The sequence below is a fragment of the Paenibacillus sp. AK002 genome (assembly GCF_053903045.1).
In genome coordinates this window covers 1,448,903-1,460,856 of the sequence record NZ_CP096377.1, presented here as the reverse complement: position 1 = coordinate 1,460,856, position 11,954 = coordinate 1,448,903, and the positions used below count along the sequence as shown (strand labels likewise).

The window sequence follows — 11,954 nt, the reverse complement described above, 5'->3', positions numbered from 1 at the left end:
CCAATAATAAGCTTATACATAAAACAACTATACATCCTCTTTTGAACACATCGTCACCTCTATCGCATCTGATGGAATTAGAATGGAAATACCTTTTTGCTTCGCTTCGTTACATTGCCATTGTTGTCGTATTCATATAGAATCTCATCTCCTGTACGGAGAATCACTTTAGAAAGCCGGTTATTTGAGCCATAGTGATACTTGTTTTCCGCGGCAAGAAGCATAAGAGCAGAATTGATCACCCCTTCAAGAGCAACCCCATCTTTCTCTACTAATTTTAAATAGTAAACCTGGCCCGCTTTCAGCTCCCATTCCAAGACGGTGTAATCCCAACCGTGCTCTCTCTCTTGGCCAACAGTCGTAGCCAGTTCATCGGTCAATCCAGCATCAGCGTACAATATCACTTGAGGCTCCTTCTCGAAGTTCTTGCTTTCCTTGACAACAAATCGGTATAATCCATCCGCCTCCGGTTTAAATCGATAGTAGTTCTCCTGCTTCTCTTTTAAGTATATGTCTTCTGCTCTCCGCTCCACGAGGTCGATAAACGGATCCGTCATTTCAGTAAATGTAAAACTTCTGGATGGTCCCGCAAAAAGTACGTTCTCTGATGATGATACGGTCACTTCCAGTCGTGCACCGTTTGGCACGATTTGTTCCTCATCCGTTCCGGTTGCCTCTTTCAAAACGTTTCCGGTCGCGTCCAGCAGCCGATAATCATAATACCGGTCAGAGACAACAGATGCATCCGTCAGCAGCTTGGCTTCAAATTGCCCCGTATTCGTAAACCTTCCCATCTCTCCAGCAGCCAGTTCCTTCTTAAGTAACGCCTTCTCATCGCTAGCCTCTGCAGTAACGGGTATCGAATACTCATAGGTAATGGATTCCGCTGAGTTTACCGTTACTACGACGGCACCGCCTCCAGGAATGACAATCTCCTGATCTATTGAATTGATTTGAGCTTGTTCCGGTTTATCCCCTGGGCTGTATACTGCATAATCGTAGAAGCTCTTTCCTTCAAGAGCGTTCGATTTCATCATTTGACTTGTGGTTCCCGGATTGGTAAAGATCACACTCTCATGCTGTCTTACGGTTATTTTTTCTCCCACCGGCTCCTTAGCAGGTTCTGCCTGAAAGAGTCGATATACGGCTCCAAACAAAACTTGTCTGTCCGAAGAAACCGTCACGATCACCTTATTTCCAGGCGCAACGACAGGCTCCATACTGGTACCTGTTCGACGATCGATTTCCACGCCGGATCCATCATAGAGAACATAATCGAACGTACGGCCACCATGTACAGCCTCACTTACGATTGCCTTGTCAATCGTACTGATATTCGTAAATTGATAGCTCTGTCCCTGATTCAGTGTAGCTCTGTGGAATGCGGGTTCTGTGCTTGCTTCGACGGTAATATCTCCTGAGTACTCATAAAGGATCGGAACAGAGGAAGGATTTGTGATTACGATATGGGACTGGGATGGAACTTCTAGTCTTGAGGATGCATTAAACCCATCCGAGAAAAGCTCCCCACTCGAACGATATATCGCATAATCCATGACTCCACCGACCTGATCCGAATTGTGGCGAAGCTCAACGTCAGGTCCATTATTATAAAGAACATAGGATTCATTTGGATTTATTGTGAGATGCTCAACTACCTCGCCCGGATCATCTTGTCCGCGGAATACACGGTATAGACCACCGAAACTGACAGGTTCGTCTGAAGCCGTCGTTACGACTGCTTTATAGCCTGGAGGCACCTTAGGCTCCACCGTAGCTCCCGTTCTTCGTGAATGTTCTGCTCCCGTTGCATCATAGATGATGTAATCAAAGTTACGACCACCCGCTAAGGAAGCTGTACTATCCAAATACTCGCTTTCTGTGCTGACATTGGTGAACGAGAAGCTTTCTCCCTTGGACAAGGTTACGCGCAGATAAGCAGGCTCTGTACTTGGTTCCACCGTAAAATCGTCCGTATAATCAAACACGATAGGTTGGGTACCGGCAACCGTGACGTTCGCATAGCCTTGTTTCGGTACCTGCGGACTGGAGCTTCGGTTAAAGGCGTCCGAAGATCGACTACCATCCGCTTTATACATAACGTAGTCAAATATTCCGTTTACTTTGCTGGCATTATTCATGATGGGATTCGACAAGGTCCCATGGTTACGGAATATATAGGACTCGCCGGGATTAAGGGTAATTTGACTGATCGCTTCATTGGGTCTTCCCCCGCCTTGGAACACGGTATAAATGGCCCCAAAAGTCACCGGGTTATCCGACACTGCAGTTACGACCGCCTTGTTATTCGGATAGACTTTAGGTTCAACACTTGTCGCTTGTCCCCTCGAACGTTCAGTCCCATCTTCGTAATAAGTAACATAATCAAACAACCGACCGGACGAAGAGGAAGCGTCGCTGTCCAAATATTCGAGACTGCTACTAATATTCGTAAACTCGTAACTTTCCCCTCGATATAAAGTCACCCTCTCAAATGCAGGCTCCGCACTGCCTTCTACTGCAAAATCATCGGTATAGTCAAACACGATGGGCATATTTCCTATGTTCGTGACAATGGCATATCCCAATGAAGGAATGCTTGGGCTCCCCTTTTGATTAAATCCGCTTCTGTATATGGTATCGTCGGGTCTGTAAATGACGTAGTCAAATAAACCGCCAACGTTGCTTGCATCATTCCGGATGGGGTTTGTCAGCGATCCATTATTATAAAAAACATACGTATCCCCCGGATAAACGGTTATACGGCTAATGGCACTGCCTCCTGTGGGCCGTACATCAAACGTTCGGTATGGAACGCCAAATGTAACCGGGGTCGCCGTAACCATCGTCAGTACTGCTGTACGACCTGCTGCAACGCTAGGTTCACTAGACGTATTCGTTCCTCTTGAATATTCGGTCCCATCCGGTAAATAGACGACATAATCGAAACGGTCGCTGGACTTTCCATCGCTTTCAAGCGTATCCGTTTTCATGCTGACATTCGTAAACTGATAGCTTTGTCCTTGGTTCAATGTAACCCTCGCATATGCCGGTTCCGCGCTGTGCTCGCCGTTAAACATATCGTATGGAAAGCCTACGGTAACCGGGTTGAGCGTAGCCCCGGTTATAATAATTTCATTCCCTTGGCCGACCGCTGGAGTTGAGACACTGTTAAAGTCCGAGCTATCTAATGTGCCGTCGGTGGCATATTCAGCATAATCGTATCGCCTTTCCTGGCTGCTCGAAGCATCGCTTAGCAGATTCAGGGACTGGTTCCCTTCATTCGTAAAAATATAGCTTTCTCCCTGTTGAAGTGTTATACGATGGAGCGCCGGTGTCGAGGACACGGAATATGTCACCTCAGGAAAAATGGAGAATGTAACCGGGAACATGCCCGAAACCGTAATGATGGTGGACGCCCCCTTTGACTGAGAAACATTCCCGCCGTGATTTAGTTCCTCGCCTGTAATTCTTCCATCGGCATTAAAGGTTACATAGTCATATACAACACCATTTGAAGAAGATCCATTACTCGAAATCAGCCTTGTTGAAGTAGATGTATTATGAAATCTGTAGGTTTCGCCTGGATATAAAGTTACCTCTCTTTTATCTGCAAGCAATTCTACATTTGAATTATGATATACAGCATCCGTAACGCTGGGCGGCGCCACTACTTCCGGTACCATTTCTTGTTCGTTAGGTTGCTGCTGAACTCCCTCAGCTGATGCCATGAATGGATTCCATCCATTCAGACATAAAGCAAATACCAACAGCCATGGAATCATTCGGTTTTTCTTAGACCTCACATTCTTTGCCTCCTCTAGCCATATCATGAATTCGTCGCAGGAATTTTCCGCACCTCCTTCCACTACCTGGGACATTTTATAATTATCGGTATACTATGTAGACAGCTGAATAGGAAAATCGGCTCTATCGCTCGACAAATTGCGAGGTCGATCATGTCGATTTTTGTAAACAAAAAAACGTCCCCAGCATCTGTTTCCAGACACCAGGGACGCTCATCGTTCATCTGCATTTATTCCATGCGCTCAAACACCTTGAATCTTCGGCCTTCCTGCAAAGCCACCAACGTATGTTCATCGACGACATAGATTTCCGTGCCTTCGGGCAGCTCGTTCGACGATAAATGCGTATCCGGATATTGATCAGGCTCGAGCCGCTTCTGGATCGTGCCCGCCAAGGTCAAATCCGCCTCCGCAAAAGCCTCGGCACCCTCAGTGCCTTTTCCGATATACTCTTGGTCGTCGTATTTTACCAGAGACGCATAACTGGCCGACTGCTTGCTGCCGCAGCCCAAACATAGGATCAACAATAGGCTGATGACCGGAAGCCCTGCTAATTTAAGCCTCTTGCCCATAAGTCTTCCTCCTTTGCGGAACGTCTCCTAAGGTCTTCGTTTTCTACCCATAAAAGCTATAACAGCTCATCCAAGCGTTCTTTTAACGCTCGGGCATCATAACGAATAAAAGCTCCGTTGACCGTGCCGACGAGCACTTCCTGATCCGTTACGTTCAGCGCTCCGTTTTTGGCATATACCTCTCGCAAATCGACGTTGCCGGTGATCACGTTATGCAATCTGCCCAAGCTTCTGCCGTCTTCCTTGTTCAACACCACAAGATCGCTTCCCAAACTTATCAGCAGGTACGAATCCAGAATTCCGTAGCTGCTGCCAACCAGATGGGACAGATCGTCACCCGCTTTGGAAGTGGTCTCCATCTTCCATAGGATGCTGCCGCTCTCTATATCAACGGAAGCCGGAATGCCGTTCAAAGCAAGATAGACTCGCGCTCCCTCGATGATGCCACGGGTGGCCTTCCCTTTAATTGTCCACCGTTCCTTATCTTCAAGGCGGTCATACAATACGCTTTCGTAAGCGGCGGCCCCGCTGAAATACTCCCCGCCAAGCGCACGCTGCACCAGCAGATACCGCTCACTCAGCACCTCGAACCTTTCCATCTCAAGTGCCGGATATGTGTCTTCGCGCTCGCCGGTTTCCGTATTGAACAGAACCCATTCCTTGCCGAGCAGCATCCATCGTGTTGTCATATCCGCTGGCGCAGTCGGATCGTAACGATAACCTCCGGTAAAATACGGATCTCGGGACGGATCGTCCATCACCCTCTTGCCGACCTTCACATTCCATGCCGCTTTGCCGGTGACCGGATCATAAGCGGTAAGCTGTCCGTTCTGCTCGATGAGCACGTACGGATCGCCCGTTCCTGCATTCAGCAAGCGGTGTTCGCCGGACAAGGTCTTTTTCCAACGCAGCTTACCGGTATCCTGATCCAGGACGCGCAGCACGCTTTTGGTTTCGTTCATGTTCAAAGCTTCATCCAGTATGATCGCATCGGCCGCAGCCGTCATCGTCAAGCCGAATTCGTTCTTGGGCTTAACCTCCCATAACACGTTGCCATCCGACAACCGGATATGCCGCACGCGAGCCACGTAATCCTTAACCTCCGGGTTATATGCCGAGTACATCGTGACATGCTTCCGCTCCCGATCGGTAATGGCCGTATACCAGCCGAATCCCGCATCTTCCTGCCACAGCTTCTTGCCGGTGCCCCGGTCAATCGCATACAGGGAAGAGTTATCATGCATCCCGCTGAAGCCGCCGTCATCTCCCTTGACGAGCAGGACATCCTCATTGGCCTCAAGCAGGAAGGTGAAGTTCAGATTGCCCTGATTTCGCCAATCGGGCTCGGCTGTTATGGTCTTCCGCAGCGGCAGGACGTCCAGACGATAGGTAAACTCGTAATCATCGCCAGGATTGTAACTCCGCTCGAAGGATCCCGCCGAAGGGATTATCCATTCGCTGGAACTCAGCTTTCCGGATGGGGAGAACGTCACCGTATAATGGGCATCCCGCTGCTCATATCTCCAGGTCTCGCCGAGAATCATCGGTTTATTGGAGCTCGATTCCTGATTCCGCGATGTCTCCCTCGCCTGCGGTTCGCCGAGCAGCTTTTTCACGTACGAAGAAGGGGTCCCTTTCTTAAAAAGAAACTCCGTCAAGTTGCGCACCACATCCGTCGCTACTTCCGAATTGCCACCAAGAAGCGCTCCAGGCATCGCCTTCTTGGCTGTCGTGTCCTTTCCTTGTACCCACATCATCGCCGGGCGGTAGATCCGGTAATCTTCCTTCCACTTGGAGGGAGCGACCATAACGCCGTACCAGTCCTTCCACTGGGCTACGGCGATGAGGGACGTTCCCGTCTGGGATACCGGCCATTTCACCGCGCTTCCGGGAGCCAGGTATATGCTGCCGCTGCTGCGCAGTTGAAGCGAGAGCGGGGAAATATCGTTCACTTTGGCAGCTTCCTTGGAAACATACCATGTCGGGAGCCACAGGTCCCCACGGGAATCGGACTTGATGAATGCCATTTCCCCCTTCACGGAGTGAAGCCGGAGCGATTCTCCCTTGGCCCCGTAATAGCTGGCCTTGAGATTCCTCAGATGGCTGTTCTTGCCAAGCGCATTAGGGAAAAAAGCAGCCCTCTGCTGAAGCGTGACGCGTTGACCGGATATAAAGCTCCCGGCTCCGGCAGCATCGGCGAATACGGAACGAGCGCCCTCCTGCGTCTGCTGAGCCGGAAGTCCGATGAGTGAAATGCAGGCGGCTGCCGTTATTCTGATGAATAGTCGCTTACGGATCGAAACGCGTGTACTCACAAGAAACCATCCTCTCCCATACAAGCATATATATTGTAAACGCTATTATAAGACAATAGGTTCCAAAATCAAAACAAAAAAAGCTCCCTTTCAGAAGAGGAGCTCTTTCTAACGCGTGTATGAACGGGCTATTCCCGTTATGATAGTTCCGCGGCTGATCCGAAGCAGGCTCGCTCTCTTCAGCATCAGCGGATATTCATTCGCCAGGCTGAATCAGGTACGCTGCGGCTCTGCGTTTGCCCCCCTGTCATGATTCTGGCGCGATTGGACACGCCGTCCGATAGCTCCTCCCATACTTGCCCGATAAAGGATGCAGGGGCAATGGACGAGTCTCGATCGCTTCCTGATGCCGCCCCGCTGATGGATCGCTCCTCAATCTGCATATTAGCACGGAATGCACTGAACTCTGCGCAGCCCGATAATAAAATGACACCAACCATCACAATCATAATCTGCCATGCCACCACGAGCCTGGCGTTCCGTTTCGAGTAATCCAAGGATTCCATCCGACTTCCTCCTTATGTACGTTCTGAAGGAAAGTATAAGGAACAGATCTTATCAATCAGCGGGGCAAGTTCTTAACGAATGCTTAAATAAAACTGAATAATTCCATATGGACCTTGCAGCAGCGAGCGGGGAACCCTTCTTAGGATCATATAAAAAACGCTCCCTTGAAGGGAGCGTTCGCTTGGGCTGCCTCTATTGCTTCGCAATGCAGAACGACCACCGTGCGGCAAGCTATACGACTTTGGGAAATCGGGTTTCAAAGGTCGTCCGCTGCCGGTCGCTCCGAACCCGGATTTCGCCGCCCTGGACCTCCACGATGCTCTTCGTGATCGCCAGTCCCAGACCGGTACCCCCGGTCTGCTTCGAACGGGAAGCCTCCACGCGGTAAAAGCGATCGAAGATGAAAGGCAAATCCCGCTCCGGAATCGGATCGCCGTAGTTGGTGAAGCTGATGCTCACCTGACCGCCAACGCTGCGGACGGCGATGTCGATTCTGTGCCCGGACTCTCCGTACCGGATCGCATTGGATATCAGATTCTCGTAAGCCCGGACAAGCTGGGCGCCGTCTGCCCGAATAACGAGGCCTTCCTCCGCCGCAAGCTTGCATTCCATCCCGGCTTTCTCCAAGGACGGAACGAATTCCTCGATCAGCTGTCTCATGAACTGAGCCATATCGATCTCCCGGATATCCAGCGGAAGTCCGTTATTGATCCTCGTGTATTCGAACAGGTCATCGATCAGCTTCTTCAGATTTTGCGCTTTCTCATAAGCGATATTCACGTAATACCGCAGCTCTACTTCATCCTGGTACCGGTCTTCCTCGATAACCTCCAGAAACCCCAGTATCGATGTCAGCGGCGTCCGCAGATCATGGGATACCCCCGTGATCAGATCATTCTTGGTTTTCTCCGCATGGCGCTCTTCCAGAATGGATTGGTGAAGCTGCCTGCTCATCTGGTTGATGCTCTCGGCGACCTCGCCCAGCTGGCTGCCTGAGCGAACAGGAATCTCGGTATCGAAATTCCCCTTGGCAATCTCGCGGAGGCCATGCGTAATCTCCTCCAGGTAAACGTTCAGCTGCTCGGTCATGCGGTTAATGCCGGCAGCGACGGCGCCTACTTCGTCCCGGGTGTCGAGCTCGATTCTGGAATCGAATCGTCCGGCCGTGATGTCCTGAAGACCGGTCTCTACCTTCCGCAGATCCAGGGCAAACCACCTCGTGCTCATATAATAGCTTGCCAAAAAAAGAATGATACCCGTGACCAACATAACCGGCTTCGAGCCGAGGTTATTGACGATCCAGGCAAGCGGCGGGTTGATGGCCGGAATGGAGAGGACCAGCGTGCTTAACGCATAAAGTATGATAAGCAGGGCGGCCGCGATGCCGATGCTGGCCAGCAGCATAAGCAGCATCTTCAGGCGGATGCTATGAAGCTTCATTCCTTTCAAGTCCGTCACCTCTGGTTAAGTTTACTCTATTTTGTAACCGATCCCCCATACCGTCTTAATGTATTCCGGCTGCTGCGGATCCTTCTCGATCTTCTCGCGCAGCTTGCGAATATGGACCATGACCGTATTCTTCGATTCCATGAACGGCTCGTTCCATACCTCGGTATAAATCTTGTCCATGCTCAGCACGAGTCCGCGGTTGATGGCCAGCGTATGCAGCAGGGAGAATTCGCGCGGCGTCAGCTTAATCTCCCTGCCGGCCACCGTTACCCGGTGGGACGCGACATTGAGGATCAGCTCATCGATCTGGATTTCGTTCTCGTCCCGTACCGATTGATTGTTCAGCTGTTTGTACCGGCGGAGCTGCGACTTGATCCTTGCGACCAGCTCCAGCGGACTGAACGGTTTGGTCACGTAATCATCCGCGCCGATGCTGAGTCCGGCGATCTTGTCAATCTCCTGGCTCTTGGCGGACAGCATGATAATGGGCGTGTTGTTCTCCTCCCGGATCTTCATGCATGCCTGGATGCCATCCATCTGCGGCATCATGACATCGAGAATGATCAAATCCACTTTATGCGTTTTTAGAATCTCCAGCGCTTCCAGGCCATGAGATGCGGTGAGCAGCGTATAGCCCTCATTCCTGACGTAAATCTCCATCAATTTCAAAATTTCGGTTTCATCGTCAACCATCAATATCGTAACTCCAGACATGGCTCCTCCTTGATCATAAAGCGGCAGTCAGCATAACGCCTTTTACGTTCTCTTGCTCCATGGATCTTATCTGGCCGGGCGATGCTGCTGTTTTGGTTTCCTCTCGCCATGGCCATGCCCTCGTCGGGTATCGTCCTATTTTTGCAGCGAAACAGGCTAGGAACCGGAAAGCGGCACAGCCGGCGTATCGGTTGGTTTACCCGATCTCTTCGCCTTCGGAATATTACCGAAAATCACCCATGAGCCCGGTATATATCGAACCGTCAATTCCACGACGATCCATGAACAGCCTAAGGCTGCCGCAAAACCGCCTGCATACCACAGATGGGTCAGGATCGAGTTCCCCGTGGTTAGCGGGAATTGACGGTAGACGAGCAGAAAGAACGGATGAATGAGATAAATCCCGAAGGATACGGCCCCCAGTCTCTCCAGCGCGGGCGTCCATCCGCGTACCCCGGCCCGGTAGAACAGAATGGCGAACTGGAGCAGGACAAGCGCCCCAAAGTAAGTATGCATATTCCACAGCAGCTCATACAGCGTTGAGTTATATCCGGTTCCGTGAAGACGGTTGTTGTAATAAATGTACACATGGCCGAGACCGGCTGCTGCCCATGCGATCCACAGCATCGTCCAAGCCGCGATCCGGTAAGGCTGTGCGTTGGCACGACTAATCACAAGCCAGGCCTTCAGTTTCGGATAATAGATGCCGATAAAAGCGCCCAGCATGAAGTAAGCGATATAGGACAAGGCCCAGCTTCCCTTATTCGGCACCTGCCAATAATACTTATTCATCAGTATAAACGTCCACTGGATCACCAGTCCAATCGGTATCGCCCATTTTGCAAGCTGCGGCATCTTCTTGAACAACCACAGCACCAGCGGAAACAGCACATAAAACTGAATGCTGATAAACACGAAGTACAGATGCGTATACGCTTTGCCCGTCAACAGCTTTTGAATAAAACTCTCCATCGTCTCGCCAAACGGCCTGCCTTGATAATGCAGATAGTGCAGCAGCCCGAAGTAAAACACGGAAAAGAGTGTATACGGGATGATGATGTACAGCAATCTTTTCTTGTAGAATCCGCCGATCAGCTTCTTGGTCGTAGGACGGTCATAATAATTGTAGAAGAGTACCAGGCTGCTTAGGAATATAAACGTCGGCGTTCCGTATTTCATGAAGATGTTCATAAAATTGTAGATGATAAAGTATTTGGAGTCCGTCATGGCCGATACGGCATACGAGGTCGAGTGAACGGACAGCACGCCGATAATGGCGAATGCGCGGACCAATTGCAGCTCGGGAAGACGCTCCCTTGGCAAAGAATTCATTTTGTTCATGGCAGTTCCCTCTCATTTCAAAGTCCGAATTTTTCTCTCGTTCCTAACTGAAACGAATTCAATCAGTATAGTAGACATTTCTTAACGCCTTACTTCCAAATTCTTAATAATTGCTTAAGATTCTGGTGCATGCTCCTAATAAAATTCTCCTTGATCCCGAAGAATCCTTGGTCTTACAATAAGAAAATCATCTATCGACGTACTTTCTCAGAAGACAGACCGCGTATAGCGGAAGTTTTTCTTGCGAGATAAGGATGGTAAGCCTCTGAAGCTTATACTTTCTTATCTCTTAAAAATAATCTTTCAGAATTGGGGTGAATGGGATGCTGATTAGGATCCTTGCCGTTCGAAGTAGCTAGGCCCGGTCTATCATACTGGACCGGGCCTAGCCGGAATCACAGCAACTGAGTGAACGAATAAGAGACGATCTGTTTTCAGCATCCCATTTTATCTCAATTGAAAAGGTGAACAATATATATGAAATCACAGGAATACAAGTCATTTTATGATATCGTAGGAGCCTTAAACGGCTGGGATTTCGGCAAGGTCAGATGTATCTCGGAAGGCGTGGAGTGGAATTTTTACGATGAGGTTAGCAAGCGGTGCACATCATCGGGCGTTCTGCTGGATATCGGCACGGGAGGCGGAGAGAACTTGTTGTCCATCGCCTCGAAGGCGGCATTGCTGGTTGGAATCGATCTTTCCCATGCGATGATAGAGACTGCCCGGAATAACAAACGGAAAGCTGCGGCTTCCAACGTACGCTTTGTCCAGATGGATGCAGGGATGCTTCAATTCCCGGAGGCGTTTTTCGATTTGATTTCATGCCGGCACTCCCCTTTCCGTGCTTCGGAGGTTGCCAGGGTATTAACCGATGATGGCGTGTTTCTAACGCAGCAGGTTCGCGAATGCGATAAAGCTAATCTTGCCCAAGCCTTCGGCAGAGGACAATCCTCCCGGGAAGACGGCGCTTTAATGGAGGAATACAAGAGGGAACTTCAGCTAGCAGGGTTTCGCGATATCCAATGCGCCGAATACGATGCCGTCGAGTACTATGAGCGTGAAGAGGATCTTATCTTCCTGCTCAAGCACACGCCCATCATTCCCGGATTCGGACAGGAGGAATCGGATTTCCGCATCCTGCAGCAATTCATCGAAGAGCATCGCACAGATCTCGGAATCCAGACGAATTCCGCACGGTTTATGATCGTGGCACGGAAATAGCCGGTCGTCCATGGTTATCCATAACC

General features: G+C 50.1%; 8 protein-coding genes. 1 reads left to right on the top strand and 7 read right to left on the bottom strand.

Annotation, left to right across the window (positions count from 1 at the left end; translation table 11 throughout):
- Nucleotides 1-77: 77 nt before the first annotated feature.
- The 7 genes from M1D70_RS06205 to M1D70_RS06175 form a co-directional block, all read right to left on the bottom strand.
- Entirely contained in the window at nt 78-3,833 is a 3,756-nt protein-coding gene (locus tag M1D70_RS06205) for a hypothetical protein (protein ID WP_456289438.1), read from the bottom strand.
- A gap of 203 nt (nt 3,834-4,036) precedes the next feature.
- Nucleotides 4,037-4,378 carry a hypothetical protein gene (locus M1D70_RS06200; RefSeq protein WP_456289437.1) on the bottom strand — a complete coding sequence of 114 codons (342 nt, stop codon included), beginning with the start codon at nt 4,376-4,378 and terminating at the stop codon, nt 4,037-4,039.
- A gap of 56 nt (nt 4,379-4,434) precedes the next feature.
- Nucleotides 4,435-6,693 (bottom strand): outer membrane protein assembly factor BamB family protein, encoded by a 2,259-nt coding sequence (locus M1D70_RS06195; RefSeq protein ID WP_456289436.1) that lies wholly within the window; start codon nt 6,691-6,693, stop codon nt 4,435-4,437.
- A 185-nt stretch (nt 6,694-6,878) separates the two neighbouring features.
- Complete coding sequence (locus M1D70_RS06190; RefSeq protein ID WP_456289435.1) at nt 6,879-7,199, bottom strand: hypothetical protein; 321 nt, start codon at nt 7,197-7,199, stop codon at nt 6,879-6,881.
- A gap of 232 nt (nt 7,200-7,431) precedes the next feature.
- Entirely contained in the window at nt 7,432-8,640 is a 1,209-nt protein-coding gene (locus tag M1D70_RS06185; RefSeq protein ID WP_441295357.1) for an ATP-binding protein, read from the bottom strand.
- A gap of 30 nt (nt 8,641-8,670) precedes the next feature.
- Nucleotides 8,671-9,363, bottom strand: coding sequence for a response regulator transcription factor (locus M1D70_RS06180; RefSeq protein WP_009589728.1), 693 nt, complete (start codon nt 9,361-9,363; stop codon nt 8,671-8,673).
- 156 nt (nt 9,364-9,519) lie between these two features.
- On the bottom strand, nt 9,520-10,704 hold the full coding sequence (locus M1D70_RS06175; RefSeq protein ID WP_456289434.1) for an acyltransferase: 1,185 nt from the start codon (nt 10,702-10,704) through the stop codon (nt 9,520-9,522).
- Nucleotides 10,705-11,181: 477 nt separating this feature from the next.
- On the opposite strand from M1D70_RS06175, the gene M1D70_RS06170 reads away from it, so the two are divergent.
- On the top strand, nt 11,182-11,928 hold the full coding sequence (locus tag M1D70_RS06170) for a class I SAM-dependent methyltransferase (RefSeq protein ID WP_456289433.1): 747 nt from the start codon (nt 11,182-11,184) through the stop codon (nt 11,926-11,928).
- Nucleotides 11,929-11,954 lie beyond the last annotated feature (26 nt).

Bases quoted from the DNA above. Each gene is read 5' to 3' on its own strand.
- M1D70_RS06205 (WP_456289438.1), bottom strand. From the start codon at position 3,833: ATGATATGGCTAGAGGAGGCAAAGAATGTGAGGTCTAAGAAAAACCGA.
- M1D70_RS06185 (WP_441295357.1), bottom strand. From the start codon at position 8,640: ATGAAGCTTCATAGCATCCGCCTGAAGATGCTGCTTATGCTGCTGGCC.
- M1D70_RS06190 (WP_456289435.1), bottom strand. From the start codon at position 7,199: ATGGAATCCTTGGATTACTCGAAACGGAACGCCAGGCTCGTGGTGGCA.
- M1D70_RS06180 (WP_009589728.1), bottom strand. From the start codon at position 9,363: ATGTCTGGAGTTACGATATTGATGGTTGACGATGAAACCGAAATTTTG.
- M1D70_RS06175 (WP_456289434.1), bottom strand. From the start codon at position 10,704: ATGAACAAAATGAATTCTTTGCCAAGGGAGCGTCTTCCCGAGCTGCAA.
- M1D70_RS06200 (WP_456289437.1), bottom strand. From the start codon at position 4,378: ATGGGCAAGAGGCTTAAATTAGCAGGGCTTCCGGTCATCAGCCTATTG.
- M1D70_RS06170 (WP_456289433.1), top strand. From the start codon at position 11,182: ATGAAATCACAGGAATACAAGTCATTTTATGATATCGTAGGAGCCTTA.